General features: G+C 38.4%; 20 protein-coding genes and 1 pseudogene. 3 read left to right on the plus strand and 18 right to left on the minus strand.

All coding sequences use genetic code 11. The annotated features are described in order from the left end of the window. Nucleotides 1–225: 225 nt before the first annotated feature. The 6 genes from RE409_RS28270 to RE409_RS28295 form a co-directional block, all read right to left on the minus strand. The gene (locus RE409_RS28270; protein ID WP_309559568.1) at nucleotides 226–471 is read right to left on the minus strand and encodes a ferredoxin; all 246 of its coding nucleotides are present in this window, start codon (nucleotides 469–471) and stop codon (nucleotides 226–228) included. Between the two features lie 31 nt (nucleotides 472–502). Continuing rightward, on the minus strand, nucleotides 503–1,516 hold the full coding sequence (locus RE409_RS28275) for an NAD(P)/FAD-dependent oxidoreductase (protein WP_309559569.1): 1,014 nt from the start codon (nucleotides 1,514–1,516) through the stop codon (nucleotides 503–505). Nucleotides 1,517–1,554: 38 nt separating this feature from the next. Then, complete coding sequence (locus RE409_RS28280; protein WP_309559571.1) at nucleotides 1,555–2,769, minus strand: Gfo/Idh/MocA family protein; 1,215 nt, start codon at nucleotides 2,767–2,769, stop codon at nucleotides 1,555–1,557. Nucleotides 2,770–2,794: 25 nt separating this feature from the next. Beyond that, nucleotides 2,795–3,523: a 3,4-dihydroxyphthalate decarboxylase gene (locus tag RE409_RS28285; protein ID WP_309559572.1), complete on the minus strand. Its 729-nt coding sequence runs from the start codon at nucleotides 3,521–3,523 to the stop codon at nucleotides 2,795–2,797. Between the two features lie 16 nt (nucleotides 3,524–3,539). Continuing rightward, entirely contained in the window at nucleotides 3,540–3,740 is a 201-nt protein-coding gene (locus RE409_RS28290) for a hypothetical protein (RefSeq protein ID WP_309559574.1), read from the minus strand. A gap of 62 nt (nucleotides 3,741–3,802) precedes the next feature. Further along, on the minus strand, nucleotides 3,803–5,059 hold the full coding sequence (locus RE409_RS28295; protein ID WP_161922938.1) for an aromatic ring-hydroxylating dioxygenase subunit alpha: 1,257 nt from the start codon (nucleotides 5,057–5,059) through the stop codon (nucleotides 3,803–3,805). 818 nt (nucleotides 5,060–5,877) lie between these two features. Here RE409_RS28295 and RE409_RS28300 point away from each other — a divergent pair. After that, nucleotides 5,878–6,129 (plus strand): hypothetical protein, encoded by a 252-nt coding sequence (locus RE409_RS28300; RefSeq protein WP_309559575.1) that lies wholly within the window; start codon nucleotides 5,878–5,880, stop codon nucleotides 6,127–6,129. Between the two features lie 192 nt (nucleotides 6,130–6,321). On the opposite strand, the gene RE409_RS28305 is transcribed toward RE409_RS28300, so the two are convergent. Both RE409_RS28305 and RE409_RS28310 read right to left on the minus strand, forming a co-directional pair. Next, nucleotides 6,322–7,098: an IclR family transcriptional regulator gene (locus RE409_RS28305; protein WP_201184160.1), complete on the minus strand. Its 777-nt coding sequence runs from the start codon at nucleotides 7,096–7,098 to the stop codon at nucleotides 6,322–6,324. A gap of 73 nt (nucleotides 7,099–7,171) precedes the next feature. Further along, nucleotides 7,172–8,110, minus strand: coding sequence for a DMT family transporter (locus RE409_RS28310; protein WP_309559576.1), 939 nt, complete (start codon nucleotides 8,108–8,110; stop codon nucleotides 7,172–7,174). Between the two features lie 993 nt (nucleotides 8,111–9,103). Between RE409_RS28310 and RE409_RS28315 the strand changes: the two genes are divergently transcribed. Further along, nucleotides 9,104–10,396 (plus strand): SLC13 family permease, encoded by a 1,293-nt coding sequence (locus tag RE409_RS28315; RefSeq protein ID WP_309559577.1) that lies wholly within the window; start codon nucleotides 9,104–9,106, stop codon nucleotides 10,394–10,396. 448 nt (nucleotides 10,397–10,844) lie between these two features. Here RE409_RS28315 and RE409_RS28320 read toward each other — a convergent pair whose 3' ends face one another. From RE409_RS28320 to RE409_RS28360, 9 genes are all read right to left on the minus strand, one after another. Then, entirely contained in the window at nucleotides 10,845–11,516 is a 672-nt protein-coding gene (locus tag RE409_RS28320) for a class II aldolase/adducin family protein (RefSeq protein WP_309559578.1), read from the minus strand. A 24-nt stretch (nucleotides 11,517–11,540) separates the two neighbouring features. Further along, complete coding sequence (locus RE409_RS28325) at nucleotides 11,541–11,762, minus strand: EamA family transporter (RefSeq protein ID WP_309559579.1); 222 nt, start codon at nucleotides 11,760–11,762, stop codon at nucleotides 11,541–11,543. Nucleotides 11,763–11,768: 6 nt separating this feature from the next. Further along, nucleotides 11,769–12,386 (minus strand): EamA family transporter, encoded by a 618-nt coding sequence (locus RE409_RS28330; RefSeq protein ID WP_309559580.1) that lies wholly within the window; start codon nucleotides 12,384–12,386, stop codon nucleotides 11,769–11,771. A 9-nt stretch (nucleotides 12,387–12,395) separates the two neighbouring features. Then, nucleotides 12,396–12,632, minus strand: a complete 237-nt coding sequence (locus tag RE409_RS28335; protein WP_202187262.1) for a ketol-acid reductoisomerase — start codon at nucleotides 12,630–12,632, stop codon at nucleotides 12,396–12,398. Nucleotides 12,633–13,217: 585 nt separating this feature from the next. Beyond that, nucleotides 13,218–14,492 (minus strand): Rieske 2Fe-2S domain-containing protein, encoded by a 1,275-nt coding sequence (locus RE409_RS28340; protein WP_309559581.1) that lies wholly within the window; start codon nucleotides 14,490–14,492, stop codon nucleotides 13,218–13,220. 155 nt (nucleotides 14,493–14,647) lie between these two features. Further along, on the minus strand, nucleotides 14,648–15,454 hold the full coding sequence (locus tag RE409_RS28345; protein ID WP_309559582.1) for an ABC transporter permease: 807 nt from the start codon (nucleotides 15,452–15,454) through the stop codon (nucleotides 14,648–14,650). Next, on the minus strand, nucleotides 15,454–16,269 hold the full coding sequence (locus RE409_RS28350; protein WP_309559583.1) for an ABC transporter ATP-binding protein: 816 nt from the start codon (nucleotides 16,267–16,269) through the stop codon (nucleotides 15,454–15,456). Before RE409_RS28350 ends, RE409_RS28345 begins: the two co-directional genes overlap by 1 nt. A 39-nt stretch (nucleotides 16,270–16,308) precedes the next feature. Further along, nucleotides 16,309–17,325, minus strand: coding sequence for an ABC transporter substrate-binding protein (locus RE409_RS28355; RefSeq protein WP_309559584.1), 1,017 nt, complete (start codon nucleotides 17,323–17,325; stop codon nucleotides 16,309–16,311). Between the two features lie 483 nt (nucleotides 17,326–17,808). Beyond that, nucleotides 17,809–18,576, minus strand: a complete 768-nt coding sequence (locus RE409_RS28360; protein WP_309559585.1) for an IclR family transcriptional regulator — start codon at nucleotides 18,574–18,576, stop codon at nucleotides 17,809–17,811. A 221-nt stretch (nucleotides 18,577–18,797) separates the two neighbouring features. Between RE409_RS28360 and RE409_RS30805 the strand changes: the two are divergent. Further along, nucleotides 18,798–18,908: pseudogene (locus tag RE409_RS30805) on the plus strand (ferredoxin--NADP(+) reductase); the annotation flags it as partial. 636 nt (nucleotides 18,909–19,544) lie between these two features. Here RE409_RS30805 and RE409_RS28370 read toward each other — a convergent pair. After that, on the minus strand, nucleotides 19,545–20,636 hold the full coding sequence (locus tag RE409_RS28370; protein ID WP_309559586.1) for a zinc-dependent alcohol dehydrogenase: 1,092 nt from the start codon (nucleotides 20,634–20,636) through the stop codon (nucleotides 19,545–19,547). Nucleotides 20,637–20,650 lie beyond the last annotated feature (14 nt).

A 20,650-nucleotide genomic window follows, 5' to 3' on the forward strand; every position in this document is an offset into this window, starting at 1 on the left:
TTTATATAAGTATTTTCAAAAATAGTTGTAATTCCTAACCCATTGCACTAAGGTAATTATGCTTACCAGCTTAATATATACATTTGTTCATTCGGTTCTGGATTTCACTTCTCTTCTTTAATTTCACGTAATCATTCGATTGCTGCTAGTTAAACGAATGAGCTGGAAACTAAAAGGAGAGGAGAAGATTTTTACTAAAAAATTCCCAGCCAAAGAAAAAAATATCTAACTGATTTTCATTTCTTCTGTAAATGCATGGTCTGATATTTTAATCGAATCTGTTGGGCAACCTTCAAGAGCATCATCTAACTCATCCAACAACTCATCTGGTACTTCACAATTACCTTGATTTTCGTCCAGGATCACGTAAGCTATCCCTTCATCGTTATAATCAAAAATTTCTGGTGCAGCTGCTCCACATGCCCCACACGCGATACAGGTGTTTTGATCTACCCATGTGAACTTCGTCATATTAAAGACCTCCATAAATCCAAATTAGCGTTTAAACTCGTACTTTATCTTTTTTGTTTTCCATTAAGCTCGTGCTATGCAGTGGCTGCACTTTAGCTGAAGGTTCTACATAAACTTTTGCATTGCTAACTGCAGTAGCTGCTTCACCAAATCCAGTCGCAATCAATTTTATTTTCCCCTCATACGTACAAATGTCTCCTGCAGCATAAATTCCTTCAATATTGGTTTCCATTTTCGAATTAACTAATATAGAATTGCTTTCAATTACGAGATCCCAATTTTTAATTGGTCCCAATGATGAAATAAATCCATAATTGACTAAAACATCATCAACTTCGAGCTCTATCTCGCCATTCCCTTTAACTTCTTCAAGCACTACTTTTTCCACTGCGTTATCGCCAACTAGACGAATAGGAACATATGGGGTAACAATATCGACTTTCGATTCCTCAAGCATCGTTACACTATGCTCATGTGCACGGAACTTGTCACGTCGATGAACAAGTGTAACTTTTTCAGCAATCGATTCTAACATTAGCGCCCAATCAACAGCAGAGTCCCCTCCACCAAATACGACCACTCTTTTCCCAGCAAATCGGTTTAAATCATTTACAAAATAGTGAACATTCGAACTTTCCTGTTTTTCCGACGCTTTTATCGGTAACTTTCTTGCTTGAAAAGCCCCATTTCCAGCAGTAATAATAATAGCTTTTGAATAATGGGTTTCATTCTCTGTTTTGATCGTAAAGATTCCATCCTTTTTTTCAATCTGCAGAACAGATTGTCCAAGGCAAATGGTTGTATTATCTTTAAATAGACTCATTTGTTCAATTAAGTTATCCACTAATTCCTGAGCGAGCACTTTTGGAAATCCAGCTATATCGTAAATATACTTCTCGGGATATAAAGCAGAAAGCTGTCCTCCTAAGTGAGGCAAACTCTCGATGACTTTAACAGATGCTTGTCTCATCCCTGCATAAAAAGCTGTAAATAATCCGACCGGGCCTCCGCCAATAATGGTAATATCTAAAATCTTTTCTTCCATCTCATTTCACCTCTGCTCATTTTGAATCCCGTAAAAAATTACCTTTTATTCTCAACTGACTCTTTTTTAACCGGTACCTGATACTCCAAATACAACTCTTTTCTTTCTTTTGAGGATTGAATCGCTTTTATACATACCTCTAAGTTGGCTCTTGCCCACCGACCATCATGAATCGGCTTTACTCCTTTACATACAGCTTCATATAATTCATTTATAACGTTTATCCGTCCGGTCTCTTCCATAGGGATTTGAACCGTATATTTTTCTTCTTCACCATAAACGATTAAACCTTCTGGACTTTGCCGGATATCACCCTTTTCACAGCTCACAATGGTTAAACCAAAAAAAGGATGGTGTTTTTCCGCCTCTTGATAATTTTTGGATCGACTTCCTCCATACCCTGCCGCCACTTTTAAGGCCACCTCATCTTCTGGAGAGTTTGTTTCTTTAATCGTCCTGCGAGCATGTGCATAAACCCCTATGTTTGAAAGAGGTCCGCCCTCCCCGATATCAAACGTTAACTCAGTCGTATGGAAGTGATCGTACCCATTGTATACAGCCGTTGCTGCAATACCATTTTCGAACTCTAAAAAGACGGTATGGGTCCCTTCTGTCGGCCTTTCCTTATCCGAAATGCCTGTGACTGCCCTTATACTTCTTACCTCTCCACCACCTAAAAGCCGAATAATATCAAATTGATGAGACCCTTGACGATATGTCACACCCCCACCAAGCTCTGTCTTTAATTCTTCAGGTGTTCTAGGGCGGTAAATCCAATCGTTGTAATACCAATTGTGAATCATTAAGACTCTTCCAAGTTTCTCGCTGTCGATAATTTCCTTCATTTTTTGAATAGGCGGTTCAAAGCTGTGAGAATGACCTACAATAAGGTGAACACCATTTTTTTCAGCAAGCTCAATCATTCTCTCAGCATCTTCTAAAGAAGTAGCTAAAGGTTTTTCTACAATAATATGTTTTTTTGCCTCTGCGGCAATGCGGACATGTTCCGTGTGCAGCTCTGTCGGCGTGGCAATGTAGACAGCATCTATATCTGGATTCATACATAATTCATTTATTGTATAATAGGTTTCTGCGTGATAATCTTTTGCAAACTTATCAAGACGTTCTTGATTCCTCGTGGCTACTGCAGCTAAGTTCACATGGGGATGTGCCAGGATTGCCGGTATCATCGATGCTCCCGCAATCCCTAAACCAACAATTCCAATATTTATACTTTGTTTTTTAAAAGGCATATGTCTCCTCCTTTTCTTTATTTATTTATTTTTCTTGCTCTTTTAATTTTTTTACATAATATTGCCAGACCCATTTAGCATTAAACTTTGTCCCCAAATCAGGTAATTCCGCAATATCTTCTTCGGAAATAGATGGGACTTCTCTTCCTGTTTTCCCTACTTCCAATGTCACTTTTGCCAGTGTGTTAAAATTCAACGCATTAACTGTTGCTTCTTCAACCGTTGCGCCCGTAGCTGTAATACCATGCCCTTTCATTAAACAAATATCTTTGTCTCCCATTGTTTCAATCATAGGGGCTGCCAGTTCTGGTCGTGTTACTAAATAAGATCTAGGGAAAACAGGAACACCTTCCAGGGCCATTCGCATTGCTGGTATGTTAAATGCACCAAAAATTGGCCGGAATTCCAGGTCGGTAATACCACAAATTAAAGTCGCTGGCGGATGGGCATGAATAACACAGCCAACTTCAGAACGCGATTTCATAATTTCACCATGTATAGAAAGTTCTTTCGGGACATGATACACGCCCTGCAAATCATCTCCATGACCATCAAAATCCACTTGCCTAATTGTTTCAAACGTCGTATATCTAAGCCCTTTTTCCGATTCACCACGGCAGCGTATAAACATTTCATCAGTTCCCGGAATACGGGCGCTTACGTGACCTAATGTTTCATCCACTAATCCTTCCATGGCTAAAATTCTACAAGATAGGGCTACTTTTTCTCTAAGCTCTTCCAATGAGTCATTCATCCTACCACCCCTTCTTTTATGATGTAACTAATTCTGGGCCGGTTACACGTGTTACCTCGATAATTTCGCCTCTCCATGAACACTCTCCACACCAGCAAAAGTAAGCTGTATCTTCAGAGATCCAATATTCATTCAGAAGACTGCCAGCTTTTAATAATGACTCCCCGCAATTCGGACAGTATTTCAATTTTATGTTGAACTTTGTATTCTCCGCCATTTTAAAAACCTCCTAAAGGGACAATCAGCCCCTCCCTCTTAATAGAAGGGCTGTTATATAAATTAACTATTAGAAGAAATCGGTTCACCTTTACAGATTTCAATAATCTCATGTAGGTTTGGCGCATAGCGTGTATTCCAATGAATAGCTACCCCTGACAATAACCCACCCTCACTAAATTTGTCTTCTTCCTGCGGCAATTCAATGTACTGATTTTGTTGTGGATCCCGAATTGTACACTTTGGATCTTCCCCATTTTTCATCTTCTTCAACTCTCGTTTCAGCATTTGGCGATACATAATAATCCCTTTATCAGATGTTCCAAGTCGTTCCACAGTTCGATCAGCGACAGGACCTTGCGTAATCCACGCCATCATATCCTGTCCATCGATGTAGTCCGTTACAAATTTCCCGTTTTCATCATAAATTGGACATTCATAGGATGATATAGGATAGTTTTCAGGTACTTTGACACCTTCAGCTGGAACAAAACATGTATACCAAAAATGTAATGTATGTGTATCATCTATTGGTACCCGGATTTGGAAAGAGTGTGCTCCACTATCTCCGACTCTCAAGTAATTTGGAAAAACAATGGGGTGGCCGACTGCCCAATCTTCATTTTCTTCTGTTTGCCCTTCTAAAACTCGACGTTTAATAATTCCATAATCAAATTCATCAAATCCAATTTTTAGGTGTCGCTTTGTTATAGGCCATTCATTCTGCGGGCGACCTTGTTGCTCAAATACATGCTCAAAATAATGTCCATGTAACCACTCTAAATGTGTTGGGTCAAGTGAATTTTCCATAATTTGCACCCAATTACATGGTATCTCTGCATATCCAACGGTTCGAATAACATTTTCCTGAACAAATAAGTCCCAATTTGGCAATTCAGGAGCAGGTTTAGGACCCATGTAACCAAATACTAAACCGCCTAACTCTCTTACTTCATAACCTGAGATCTTGATTCGTTTTTTAAATGTGCTATCTTCTGGCTCATTCGGCTGTTCGACACATTGTCCTGTTTGATCGTATAACCAGCCATGGTATTGACAGCGTAATCCACACTCATCCGGTATGGCATACTCAAGTGATACCCCACGGTGAGCACAACGATCAGCTACTAAACCAAGATTATTAGATTTATCACGGTATAAAACAAGTTCTTCATCAAGAATTTTTAATTTCTTAATGGTACCGATTTTTTCCACATCTGTACTAATAGCAATGGGGTGCCAATATCTTCTTAAAAGCTCCCCCATCGACTTTCCAGCTCCAACTTGAATCAAGTCTTCGTTTTGTTCTTTGCTTAACATTGTCATCTCTCCTTTAATAGAAAATAAGTTTATTGAAAATTTTTTATGATAACTAATTACTAATTAACAAATGTATGTGTTTCCATTTTTTTAATTTTAATAATTATCAGATATTAATCCCTGATGAATCACCTCTGTTTTAGTTTTTGTAGTTCCCATTCTAAGGATTAAGTGTTTTCTATACAACTACCATGTTCTGCTATAAACAACACTTCATTTTTTTTTTCTTATCAGTATTAAGTTGAAACTATTTTTATCCCTAATCTTATAAAATAAGGTAATAGGAACCTATCGTTGCACTTGAATCAGGCGGACATATGCTAAAATCAAATGAAAATCTGCACCAAAACGAAAATTCCAAGCGGAAATTTATTTTTATAGAAAAAGTCATCACTGGCGAGAGTCGCCGTCGCCATTATTCGTCTGACTGCACTTTTTTATTGATTCCAGTAATTTTGTCCAATAATGGCTGGATACGGAACAGAGATGTGGAAAAATGAGCGATGAAAAACATCTTTCATTTGTTAAGAAGACCCTTCGAAGTTTTTCTATCAGCTTCATTACCTTTTTTATCAGGTTCTTCAGGTTATTTGAGAAAATATACGAGATTGTACGAATGCTACATTTAGTTTCTTTTAAAGGTTAATTAATAAATACAAACTATACAACAGCGTTGTTCTTTTATGTGCAGCAAAAAATAAATATGTGGTTGGCACTGTAGCAGAGGGCGGAAAAGAAGACGTGGATCTTGCTCAAGCACGGCAAACACTGAACGGTCCGTGGAAAAAAAATGACGTTAGCAGAGCGTTCAAAAATTTTTGCGCCCATGTCTTACAGAAGGTAATGAAACGGCTACAGTGTTAATTCTGCAAGAAGCAGATGATTCAAGGACGATGTTGTCAATCTTGTTGACGGATTTTTGGTCCAAATTCAGCGAACGTTATCTCGCGATACTGCTAAGTGTATTTGATCATCAAAAAAAACCTACTATAGGTGTAGCAGGACAGTTATCTGGAAGCTGGAACACTGTATTACGTTTCAATAAACAACAAGTCAAACAAATTAGATAACAGAAAATCAAAAAAGCATTACCACCCTTATTTGGGGATAGTAATGCTTTTTATTTTCTATTGGTTTTGTTCAAATCTCCTCGATGCTCCGCCTCTAGCGCACCTTAAAAAAAGAGTAACCACCTAAAAATTGGTCTTCTCTCCTAACTTTAATTATAGCGTATTCTCTTTTAAGTAATATCTATAATATACCTAATATTTCCAACAACCCAGATTCTCGGATATATCTTTCGCTGCCTTTATTACTTTATTTACTAGTGCCGGGTTCTGTGGATTCATACGATGTTCGGGACCTGTAACAGAAACTGAGTAAACCACTTTTCCGGTATAGTCACGTATAGGTGCCGCTACAGATACTACACCATCAAGAAGTTCCTCCGAACTTGTTGCGAATCCCTGTTTTTTGACGAGGTTTAAACAATCACGTAACTGTTCAGGATTAGTAATGGTATTATTCTGGTATCCATACAATCCATTATCTATTAAATTAAGAATAACATCTTCCGCCCGATGAGCTATTAGAACTTTCCCGGAACTGGTAGCATGAACCGGATTTCTTTTTCCAATATGAGTTAAAATTTGCACAGGTTGCTTACAATCAACTTTATATAGATAAACCACATCCGTTCCTTCTAAGACAGCGATATGTGCAGTTTCTTTGACTTCATTTACAAGTTCTCTCAAAATAGGCTCAGAGTCTCGATTAATTTCGATATTGTTTGTCACGATGGTATTCAGATTTAAGATAGATAAGCCTAAGCGATACTTGTTTGTTTCAGGATTTTTTACAACAAAGCCTTCACTTGCTAGAGTAGATAATAAGCGACTGACAGTACTTTTTCCTAAATTTAGCGAAAGTGCTAAGTCTGTTACTTTTTTTTCCGGCTCATCTATTGTGAAACTCCGCATAATTAGCAGTGCATTCTTCACAGAAGAAAGTAAATAGTTTTTATTTAATTCGTTACCCATGATACCCCTCCCTCCCCTTATTTTTTAAGAACGATTTAGCTTCATCATATCATACACAGAATAGTCTGTATTTTTATAAGACAATAAAAACTAAACCACTTAAAACTAAGCCTATGCCTATTAAAGTCTGATAAGTAATACCCTCTTGATTTTTAAATAGGAAATAGCTCACTGGAGTTACCAAAATTGGTGTTGAGAGCGTAATAAGATTAGCTACAGAAATGGGTATATATCGCATCGATGCAATTACAGAAATTTGAGCAGATATGGTAATAATTCCGCTGATAACATAGAGCCAAACACCGGTGATATCAGCCTCTTTAAATTGTCGCCAAAAGTTACGTTTACTTTTACTCGTAGCTACATGCAACACAAATCCAAGTAATGCACCCAGTGCTCCCCCTAAAATAGGTTGATCCCAGTTTAAAATGGCAGCTCCCCTTATAACATTACCAATGGCATAGGCTAATGAACTAAGTAAAGCCACAAGGATTCCTGATTGTACTAATCCCTTGAAGGACAACTCAGGGAACGGTTGAAAGTTTATCACTTTTCTTTTTTTAGCTATTTCATTTTTTGATCGTTGCGGGATATAAGATACTAGTAATAAGCCAAACAGTATTAATAGGATAGAAGATAGGTCCCTTGAACTTAATTGCTCCTTCAAAAAAAGCCATGCAATGATTGTTGTAAATATTGGATTTGTCACTTGGAAAGCACTTGCGCGTGTTGGTCCCAATTTAGCTATCGTTTCAAAGAAAAACCATCTACCCAAATATGTACCAAAGAATCCTGCTATCAAAAAAAGAAAAAAACCTTTTGTATGCCAAGCTAGATCACCTGCATCAAAAAAGATAATTTGAATAAAAAAAAGAAAAAACGCAAATAACACATTAACCGCTACCGATATCAGAAACCCGAGATTTAAATTCAGTCGGGCAATCGCCAACTTTGTAAGTATGATATTCGCTGAAAACAATATCATGGACAGCAGAGCGAGCATTTCTCCCATCTTTCATCCCCCTTTCTTCTATATATATATTGCTCTTTTCTGAATTCATTTGACCTTAAAAATTGTACGTTTTGGGTGCATCCTCTTTTTTCTATACGGATGAAAGACAACATGAATATTATGCAAAGGGCTGATAACTATTAAGCAAACTACTGTTGATTGCTAATGTATTATTCACCACCAATAATAAATAAGTTATAGCTATCCACCCGTAATTGCTAAAATAAATAATAATTTTATATTCTTACGTACTACTGTTGCTTCCCTTTTTATTAATAAAGAGAATACGATTGGCAAGTTAATGTGTATATCTTTTAATTTTCTGTACCTGGTTTTGGGGTGGAAATGGGTCGCAGAAAAATATTTAGCAGGTTCCATCCCTCCTATTAATATCTTGTCTCATGTAAAGCGCTTACACGAAGTCTAAAATTCTTCTACAAATATCAAACAAAATATATACATATTAGAATAATTTTCTACTATTCAAAATTCATGATAAGGGAAACTTGTTCATGATACAACTACCTCGTTCTTCTATAAGCAACAAATATATTTATTATTTTTCTTACCTCCCACACCAACATATAAATAATCTTATTACTTCTAGTAGAGCAATAAGTTTTATTTGATTTTAACACTATAAAAATTCTGGTATATACAAGATAAAAGAAGCAACAAGAATTTGTGAGCTTATTTATAAAAAATATCGCGATCAAACTAATAATTTCAAAAATTTATAATTATATCATTCGTTGCATATATCAGAATACTAGTGTTGTATGAAAGACAAATATCAATTAACTTATAAATAATCCTAGTTATGAAAGAAATTCCTAGTCTTTGAAATCTATATTCAAATAATACAGGAGGTGTTAGTCAACATCTTTGCATCACTCACGGGAGAGTGTACAATCAATAAATGTAAGCGCCATTATACTGAATGCTTAAATTGTAGTATTCTTCTTTTCACATTTTTTATTTGGAGGAGATTTAATGAGTATTGAAATAATTGCAATCGGTGTACTTTTAATTATATTTGTTTTGGGCGCTTGCTTACCGATTAATATAGGTGTTTGGGGCTTTTTGGCTGTTTTTATAGTCGGTTCCCTAGTAAGTGACCTTAGCATGGATGAAATTTATGGCGCATTTCCAGTAGAACTGTTTATCATTATTGTAGGGATCACATATTTGTTCACGATAATCCAAAAAAGTGGGGTCGTAGATCTAATCGCTGACTACGGTCTCCGCTCAGTCAATGGCAATCTTGGTCTGGTACCTTGGCTAATGTTCCTGTTGGCATTGGTACTTGCAGGCGTTGGTACGTATGGAATTGCGGTTGTTTCTCTTCTTGCTCCAATCGCATTAAAAATAGCACACAAAAATAAAATCAGTCCGTTAATGATGGGTATAATGATTATTATGGGGATGCAAGCAGGTTCCTTCTCACCACTAAATGTCTTTGGAGTTATTATAAACGGCGGTATGCAATCTAGGGATCTTGAATATTCCCCAGCATTGCTATTAATTAATTGCTTAATATATTTCGGACTCGTCGCAATGATTGTATACCTCATGTTTGGCGGCCATCGTTACTTTAGTAATAGACCGGCTACTCTAGGTATTACAGGATTCCCAGTAGAGGCCATCAAACCAGCTGGCAATTCGGCAATAGGGCGTGAAGGCGGATTAGATTTATATAAAGCAGCCTGTCTTGCGGCGATTGTCGTCTTAGGTATCTTAACTCTTAAGTTTGATATAAATATTGGTTTTGCGGCGATTATAGTCGGATCAGCATTAGCATTGTTAGCCCCAAGAAAACAAGAAGGCGTATTGAAAGAAATGCCATGGGGTGTTATTTTCCTCGTAACGGGGATCGTGACATACGTAAATGTGATGGAAACAGTAGGTGTAATGACCTATGTGACTGGGCTTATATCCGGGATGGATAACCCACTCTTAGCATCTCTGGCGGTTTCATACGTTGGTGGATTTGTGTCTGCCTTTGCCTCGACAACTGGTTTCTTAGCATCTATTATCCCAATTGCAACACCACTTTTGCAGGATCCAGATATTTCATCTATCAATATTATTTCATCGATTGCTGCATCCTCCAGCATTGTTGATTTAAGTCCTCTTTCATCTGCTGGAGCACTTTTACTGGCTAATGTACAGGGAATGAAAGAAAGAGTATTCTTCAGACAACTCTTGATTACTACTGGTATCTTCATCACACTTGGCCCCGGACTCGCATGGCTGCTTTTTGTAGTAATTGGCGGTATGTTTTGATAGATAAAAAACAATAATTTAGTAGAAAAAACGATAACTATATGTACACCACAAGAAAACCTCATCGGCATCTAGCCGGTGAGGTTTTTTTTTGTTATTTAAAGTAGATTTACTAGTCAAAACTATGAAAAAAAAAGAAAAAAAATAAATAAATAATCCCTATCTATTCGAGAGGGATTTTGAGTATTATTGAAGCTTATTGCATGTCAGGCGATTGATTTACAGTGGATGTTCTTCCGGGATATGCGTAGGCAAATTTTATAAATATACCTTCACTATACTCAGTTTCTAGTAATTCAATACCTTTGGTAAAATCTCTTTGGATTTGAGTATATGTTTGATAGCAATACTGCTAAGTTCCTTTTTCTGTTATACCAGCCTACTATTTCACCATTTCAGTTTTAGAAAAAAATTATCCTCCAGCCATGTGGATCTATATAGATTATCATTATAGCTTGCTGTAATGATAATCCCATATTTTTTGAATGTTATTCGGCTGCCAAATCACATTTTTTGTTAGTTGTATATCTTCGTCCTCGAGGGAATGTGCGTACCCCAATTGACTTGCCATGTACTGACGATAAGCATTCTCTTCTAAAAATACACTGCGCACGAACGTTTCTACTATTGTTGTGCCAGTAATGACCGCTCCGTGGGACTTCAATAGTATAATGTGATGCCCTGCCAATTTTTCAGCCAGATCATTCGCAATTTCTTGTTCGCTGATTGACTGTGATTTGGGGAATACCGGAATATCTCCTAATACTGCACCTTGTATAACGACCGGCCGCAATGGGATCTTAGCAATTGTAAACATTGTGGACCACCGGGGATGAGTATGAGTAATGGCTTGAATATCTTTTCTTCGCTTATAAATTTGCGTATGAAGCGGAAATTCATTTGGTGGTCTCCCATCCCCTTCAATGACATTTCCCTGCAAATCAATCATTATTACATCGTCAGCAGTTAATGTGCTTCTACTCGCTCCAGCGGAGTTTATCAAAATAAAGTCAGTTTCAGGAACACGGGCACTCATATGACCGTTAAAGTCGATATGGTTTGCTTGTTCCATCATACGGATTGATATGGCCAGCTGTTCCTTTAAGGTTTGATTTTGCATACTACTCACCCACCACAGTTTTCTTTAACCTAAGGCTATTAACCCCGCTCCCACCATTGCCGTAATCGAAGCGTAGATGACCGTTTTTGTAATCCCCTCATGAGTTTTAAAAACCAAGGAAGACAAAAATAACGTGAAGATCACGTCTGTTGAAGCTATAACAGCTACTTGAGAAACTCCGCTTTGTGATAATGCGGCGAAATACAAGATTTGACCCATTGATGTAGCGATTCCTGCGCCAAACAACCATGGCTAAAAACTTGAGAAAGTGGACTGAATGGACTGTCTGTATCGTTTCTGAAATAAGGAAAGGATTAAAAAGACCAGAATGCCAACAAGTGCGCCAACCATTGTCCCCACATACGGATCAGGCATTTCGTCTAATCCTTCTTTTCTCACCACGTACCCAATCGCATAAGCGAAAGCAGAAATGACTCCATAAACATAACTGAAACTAGCAATCGTTTTCAATCGGATGAACCAACCGTCACCAGCTTTCGCCTGTTTGGAAGCGTGTACATTCTTATTATTCTTTTTTTCAACGATGAACGATTCATACAAAGGGTTTAAACGCTTAATGGCGGAAGCTCTGACAGAACCTAAATGCTGAATGGATTTAAATAAAAGAATTCGCCCGATAAATGCCGTCAGTATTCCAGCTATGACAAACCACCCAATGCCTTCAGTAGTAAAAATAACCCACCCTTTTACCATTCCTCTTCCAATAGCTATGACCCCCGCAAGAAAAAAGGTGATTAAAAAAGATAAAAACGTTCCGTTATCGATTGAATTTGGTTTAGTCCCTTTCTTTACCATTACATTTGCACATCCAAATGAAAATGCAGCCAAAAACGCAAATGATTCTCCCATGATACCTTTCTACCACACTTGAATAATACTGGCTGACTCTACCGCATCCCACAGGGTTTTCACATCAAACCCATCACGTTCAGCGTCAGCCCATACATCATCAACAGGCCTCAATCCAATAACCACCGGAATTTGATGCTCCCGCAGCAACTGTGCATATTCCTTTCCTTCATTGCTGTAGCCTAAAATTGCGATTGTTTTCCCATATAAATACTCTGGAATGTGTAATTGATCTGTTTGATACATATTAAATGACCTCCTATTATATTTGTTTTTCTGTAATACTTAGTAGGGTTATTTTATATTGAAAAGTAATCTAGCAGTGAAAGCGGTTCTTATATACGGAACAATTTCTATTTTTTCATATCAAAAATAAAAAACCATTGCATCTCCACTTACGCAATGGTTTTTGCTAAGACTATTTCACGCTAAACCATTATTATTCAGCATGAAATCTTTCGTCTTCCAACAGATCTAACTCGACATTTTTCAAATACTTCTCCATTCCCACAGTTCATCTCACTTAAAAAATTGTAGACATAACCGCCTCTTAAGCCACACCTGTCTTAGGGATGAGATAAAATGGAAGTCTTTCGTTTGTAATCCTCTTCGTTCAATAACCCTCCTTGTACATACCTGATTTTAACATTCAAATTATTTTCCAGATAGATAGTACCCCTTATTTGCTCCAATAAAAAGGCGGAGTCGTTCAGGAGGTAATCCTACGATTCCGTCTCCTCATAAGAAGAAATTCCTGCCTCCATTTCTAAAGGAATAAATTTCTTATATTGTAAGAATTTCCAATCTAGCCTTTACAACTTATCATTCTTTTTAATATTTCGCGTACATATCTTCTTTTAGACCTTCTCGCCAGTCCACCCCTTTTGGGAGGAATTGGTCACAAGCTCGTGCATGGCGATATGATACTGGATCAACACCTTTTGGTTGTCGCCCCGCTTCTATATCTCTCGTAGCCTCCAGTAACATTTGCCGGGCAGCTATAATCGCCAAGTCAGCTGTTCCTAAACGCTCCTTTGTACGGTCCGGAAATGGTTTTTCCATCGTTTCTTGAAGTGCATAATCCTGCGTGTTAATGCCTGCAATCCCTGTAAACGTTTTGGTGCGCTGAAGTTCCCGGTCGATCAAGAAGTCATTGGATGGATTTCGTAATAAGCGGTAGCCATCCAACATATCATCCGGTCCCCGCCCAAAAAGAATTTCTTGTTGCTGGGAAAACTCAGGATCTAATGGGATTGTTGGCTCACTCGTGTATTTAAAGTTCCATACCCACACGCTTTCATCGTCAATCGGCACCCATATATGACCTCTAATCGTTGGGTATTCTTCACGACTTCCATCATGCCATTTCATCATTTGCCCGCGCATTTGCTGGGCAGGCATGATAAATTGATAGGCACGAATGTAATTTCCGTCTTCTTTTAAATCTCGGATTCCCACATACTTGAATCCGTAATCCGTTTTATCCATTTCCAGCTTTGGATTGGTTGCACGGCTTCTCATTGAGCTTTTGTCTTGAATATTATTGTTGTGGGCAAATGATGAATGAGAGGTATCAATTCCTCCTTCAAGTCCTTGAAGCCAGTTGCAGCCCTCGTAAGTTTTGGATACCTGAAAATGAGTCAAAGGTGCACGCAACCATTCGTAATCCGGCGTTTCCGGATGTTTTTCTTTTGGACCCATATACGTCCAGACAATACCTGATTTCTCCCATGTCGGGTAGGCCGACAATTGAACTTTATGCTTAAATCTGCTTTCCTCCGGCTCATTTGGCATATCTACGCATTTTCCGTCCTTATCAAATTTCCATCCGTGGTAAACACATCTAAGTCCGCACTCCTCGTTACGCCCCCAAAACAAATGGGCCCGTCGGTGAGGACAGTATGCATCTAAAATGGCTACTTTTCCATCTGAATCACGGAAAGCCACAAGCTCTTCACCCAGCAATTTTACTTTTACAGGCGGACAGTCTTTTTCTGGGACTTCTTCTGTTAACAACGCCGGAATCCAGTATCGCCTGAAAACCTCTCCCATTGGTGTTCCTGAACCCGTTTGGCAAAGCTTTTCATTATCTTCTTTCTTTAACATAACTCCCACCCCTTCTTTCATTTCTAAACAGTTATTTGCATAACTTTATTATAAAACGCCAGTTTAACTGTCTACATAAACGGTTCTTTTATGTGGAACATTATGAAAGGTTTTTTTAATAAAAAAGAGACAGTGCTCTGCACTGCCTCAACAACTTAACGATCCCGCCAAGGTGCCAATTTCTTTTCAAAGATCTTTAATAATTCCGTCAATAAAACAGATAGTATCATCAGAACAACCACATAAGCTAAATATTCAGCCGTTTGGAAAAGCTCAGAAGCATGTCTAATTGCATAACCAATCCCGATATTTCCAGCCAGCATCTCAGCAACGACAACAGCAATTAAGGCTCGGCCTATTCCTAATCGAATACCCGTTATAATAAATGGAATCGCAGAAGGGAAAATAACTTCTTTAAACATTTGACGCTCGCTCGCTCCATAGGAACGGGCAGCTTTTATTAATGATACATCGGTCATTTTGACGCCCGCCATCGTATTAATCAAGATAGGGAATATGGATAAAGCAAACACCATCATTACTTTTGATAACGTTTCCAAACCAAACCATAGTACAAACAATGGTGTTAATGCGATCATCGGTGTTGTGTAAAGGGCTGTGACATATGGATCAAAGGCTAATTCTAGTTTTTTCCAGTAACCCATCATTAAACCGATTGGAATGCCGATCAACGACATCGCAAATCCAAATCCAACTTCCATTCCGCTAACCGCCAGATGTTTAAATATCTCTCCAGTAGAGAAAAAATCCTGAGCTTCAACGAAAATTTTGCTTGGCCAGCTAAACATAAATGGGTCAATCAAGTTCAAACGCCCACACAGCTCCCAAACAAATAATAGGATGGCCAATATTCCGACAGGGTAAGAAACACTTTGAGGAATTTTTTTTGTCTTTTTCAGAGAAGTTGAAGGAACATTGATCGTTGCATCTACCCTTTCCATTACGCTTCCCCCTTCCGGTATTGTCGTCTAACTTCTCCTTTAAGGTGGTCCCAAATAATCTTCTTGTATTCTTGGTATTCAGGTAATGATTTTGTTTCCAATGTTCTCGGATATGGTATATCAATCTTTACTTCTTCCACAATTTGCCCCGGCCTGACTGACATTAAGAAAATGCGGCTAGATAAAAAGACCGCTTCATCAATTGAGTGAGTAATAAAAATCACGGTCTTCTTTTCATGAAGCATGATCTTTAAAACTTCTTCCTGCATAATCTCTCGTGTTTGTTCATCTATAGCTGAAAATGGTTCATCCATTAGCAATACTTTTGGTTCTACTGCAAAACCACGGGCAATTCCAACCCTCTGCTTCATCCCGCCTGAAAGCTGATGCGGATATTTTTGTTCAAATCCATCCAGACCGACAAGCTTAATATAGTGCATAACCTGGTCACGGGTTTCATGACATTTCTTCCCGGCTAACCTTAATCCGAATGCGACATTTTGATAAACAGTTTGCCATGGCATTAAGGCGAAATCTTGAAAGACCATCGCCCGGTCACCGTCCGGACCATGCACTGGAGAACCGTTCACAAATATCGTTCCTGATGTTGGTTTGAGCAAGCCATCCAGCGTATGAAGCAAAGTACTTTTCCCACAGCCACTAGGACCGATGATTGAAATAAACTCACCCTCATGGATTTCTCCAGAAACATCTTTCACTGCATGAACTTGATTTGGCTCCCCTTCGTTATAAATGACGCTCAGGGATTGAAATTGCAGAATGGGTGTTTTGGTTTTGACTATTATATTCTTCATGAAAAAATCACCTCGATCATCTAAAATGTTATTCAAGAATTACTTGGGAGAAGCGTCATAAATTAATTGATCCGTTGATATATCTTCTTTTAACATGCCGGTTTCCTTTGTTGTGTCGATGGCCCATTGAACACCCTCACGGTTGATTTTTGCTTTATCTGCTAATGCTGGGAGTACAAAATCAAACGATTTTTCTGCATCTTGTTTTTCCATTTGAAGTTCATCTATTATCAGCTGAACCATTTCTTCACGATTATCGGGGTTTTTCGCGTACTCCGTTCCTTCTCCTATTGCTTCAACAAACGCTTTTGCCACTTCTGGTTGCTTTTTCAAGAAATCCCCATTCGCCATCAGCATATTATGATTATACGTTTTCAATTCATCACGCATCACAGCCAACTTTTTCATTCCTGAAGTTTCCGCTTTTAAATCCGTTGGCTGACTTAAAATAGTTAGTTTCGCCTGACCTGTTATTAATGATTGAAGGCGTGTTGAATTTTCTCCTGCTTCAATAATGCGAACATCTTTGTCAGGATCCAAGCCATTTTTTTTAAGCCACCAGCGTAGTTGAATATCCGTTCCATTTCCTGTTCGGTTTGTTGCGACTACTTCACCTCGTAAATCCTCAGGGCTGTTAATATCTTGTGTAGTGTATATACTGTACATCGACTGATCATCCAGCGTTCCAATCATTTTAACGTCAGCACCTTGCGCAACGCCGGTAATCACTGATTCAGGCAAACTTGAGATGACTTGAAAATCATTCGTCTGCAAGCCGCGAATCGCTGTCACCCCGCCCTGTACTTTTGTAAATTTAACTTTCAAATTGCGATCCTGAAAAAATCCTTTTTTATCAGCCACAAATAACGGAAGATAACTGGCATTTGAAGAAGGAAGACCCATTTGGATCGTTGCTCCTTTGTTCTCGACGGAAACTTCTTTTGCTTCGTTTTGAGATTCAGCATTGTTGGGATTGTTGCACCCGCTTAAAACTGTAACAACCAGAAGAAAAAAAGCCACTAGACTCATACACGCTCTATTTGAAAATCTATTCATAACATAATTCCCCTCTCTGTACCTATGGATGACAGATTCAATTGAACAAGTAAACGGTTACAGTTTTTTGTTATTTAATCATTGCAACATTCAATTTTAAAATCCCTTCAATTAAACTGGAAAATCGTATTGGTAAAATTTACTTTATCACAAATCGTTAAAATGTGAACAACTACATTCTTTTATACGCAACACCAAGAAAAAATGAATATTTCAATTGAATAACTAGGTGTATACGGGTGCTTCAAAATCTTTCTAAACGCCTAATATCATCATTACACACTCCTTTTTGGTATTTTCAAATTTATATATTGATTTTCTCACAAACGTTTTCAACAACAATAATCTCGTTCTTATATACAGAACAGATTTTTATGTTTTTTTCCATTCTTCACATGGATCTAACGAAATTATCAAAAATAAAAATGAGTGGCATCAGCCACCCATTAGGAAATGAGCATATACTTTTTTGACGGTAAAATGTTAATAACCCATCCCTAACCTTTCTGTGATCAAACGGCTGCAAGTTCCCATTTCTTTTACGTATTGCTCAACTTGGTCAGGTTCAAAATAATATTTCGGCCCTGTTACACTGATCGATGCAATCATTTTTCCAAAATCATTGTAGACCGGTACCGCAACAGAAGAAATACCTTCTCGCAGCTCTTCTCTTGTTATGGCATATCCTTTATGTTTGCTTTCAATAATTTCTTGTTTTAATTGTATGGGAGAGGTGATGGTTTTGCTTGTATGCACACTTAAATCCCTCTTTAATACACTATCAATCTCTTGTTCGTTTTGATAGGCTAATAACATTTTTCCTATCGCCGTGCAATGACTTGGAGCCCTATCTCCAATTTTTGAAATTGTTCCATTATCCTCGCTGTGTACACGCTTACATATATAGACAACGCCGCCATTATCGTATACCGCAAGCCTGACGACTTTTCGCAGTGAAATCGAAAGCTTATCCAAAATCGGGAGTGCAATTCTTCTAAGTTCCATCGAATGATAAACCGTGAATCCAAGTTCAAAAGCCGCAATACCTAGATAGTATTTTTGTGTCTCTTTATTTTGAGCAACCAATTTAGATTCGTTTAACGTGTTCATCAATCGATAGACTGTGCTTTTCGCCAATCCGAGGCGTACACTCAACTCGCTTATGCCCAACTCAGGTTCTAATAATGAAAATGTTTGCAAAATACGAATAGCATTATGAACGGAAGATAGCCGTTCTGTTTTTACTGACATAAAAACCCCTCCAAAATCGGAATATAGTTGCTCTGAAAAAAATATATTATAATTAAGAACAATTCAAATTTAACAGAAATTCCCTAAGGGCACAACAGACCTCAAAACTAGTTCCTTTTAATATATTTGATTATTCAAATTATTTATCAGTAAGTAATAGATAGGGGAACATTTTGTACGGGGATTCTTCAATGGCTAATAGAAGGACGTGTGGTAGGAGAGAAGTTAACTCCAATATGGTAACGATTAATATGGAAGGCATTTAAGCCGTGGGAGACATTTGCACGTATGAAGGAAAAATAAAATTGATTACGACTGGATTTGGCGAAGCAGCGCGGCTCCTGCAGTAAGCATGCAAAAGAAGTTTATAACTGAACTATCAGCTAAAGTGCGAACACTTAATAGCACAAGCTTAATGGAAAACCAAAAAGACAAAGTACAAGTTTTAAAAGAAGTTATTACAGATTTAAGGAGATCTTTAATCTGACAAAGTTCACAGGGTGATCAAGACACCTGTATCGTTTTTGTTGCATGCGGAGCGGCTGCACCGGATTTTTTCTTTTACTGTGTTTGAGGGCATCGCTTATATGATTTTGGATGAAAATGATGGTACAGCGGAAGTATCGAAGAATTTTACTTGATGACTTGGACGAAGCTTTTGAAGGATGCCAACAGAGTCGATTAGAATAGCAGATTCATAGTTTACGGAAGACATGAAAATCAGTTAACGAAGAAAACGGCCAGTGCCCAGTTCATCCAGAACAGGTCGATTTTTTTTGTACATTTTAAGTTGTTTTTTTCGTTAGTTCATCTTCTTTTTCACTAGAGGGAAGAGGAAAATCGCTGAAACCCCTGCCAACCTGCCCACTGCCCCAAAGAATAAGGGAAGTCGATTAAAAACACCCTTATTAACTTAGTTTTACTAAGTTAATAAAGGGTGCTTTTTCACTATGATTCTCTAATCTTTATTAAGACCAAGGGGATACGGTAACCAAAAGCGGAGATGGTTCACCTTCTCCTCCTGCCGTTTTCAATGCCTCATCAACTTGATGCAATCCATAATTATGCGAGTGCATCTTATTTAGCGGAAACGTTTGGGATGCGATAAACTCTGTCGCCATTTTTACCGATTGGTAACTGTGCCCCCGGACGCCTTTTACAGTGAGCGTTTTTTGTATAATTAAATCCGTATTAAAGTTTGGAATTTCCTGATATTTATAAGCTCCCAAAATAACCATGCCGCCTTTATTTACTATCTCTAAAGAAGACGTTATGGGAGTCATTCCGCCGGAAGTCACATCTAAAACGATATCCGCCATTTTGCCATTCGTAATTTCATGTATACGGGTTTGGAAATCTTCAGTCTGAATATTGATAATATAATCGACACCCAGTTCTTTTGCCAATTCTAAGCGACGCAGACTTGTCGTTCGGCCAGTGACAATGACTTCTGCTCCGGCTGCTTTGGCTGCCAGAGCACATGCTAAGCCCTGCTGCCCAGGACCCTGTATTACGATAACTTTACCTGGCTGTGCTTTTCCTTCGATGATCATCCATTCAAAACCATTTGCTAACGGAAGCGTTAAAGCCGCTTCCTCCGCAGGGACATGATCAGCCATTCGATGCACGACCGAATTGGGATGGAGGTACATATATTGGCTAAATCCTCCCCATAAAGAAGGCTTCAACGAGTCCGGCGTTGCACCATAGCGGATTCCGCCTGCACGTGGATCAGTAAATAAACAGGCACGGTATTTCCCCGTCCGGCAATGTTCACATTGCCCGCAAGGAATGTACTCTTCAAGAGCGACTCGATCTCCCTCTTTCACTCCCCACTTCTTTGCCGCATTTTCACCAATTTTTTCAACATGACCTACAATATGGTGACCTAAAATTCTAGGCTCTTGGCTTTTCCGGTAATACGAAACATCCGTCCCGCAGACGCCAACAATTTCCACCCGCAAAATGCCTTCTTCAGGAGATAACTCGGGCATTTCAAACATCTGCAGCTCCGTTTTACTTTCACCAACTGCGACTGCTGACAAAACTTTTTGGCCCAATTCAACCCCTCCTC

Source organism: Peribacillus sp. R9-11 (assembly GCF_031345095.1).
In the GTDB taxonomy this organism is placed as follows: domain Bacteria; phylum Bacillota; class Bacilli; order Bacillales; family DSM-1321; genus Peribacillus; species Peribacillus butanolivorans.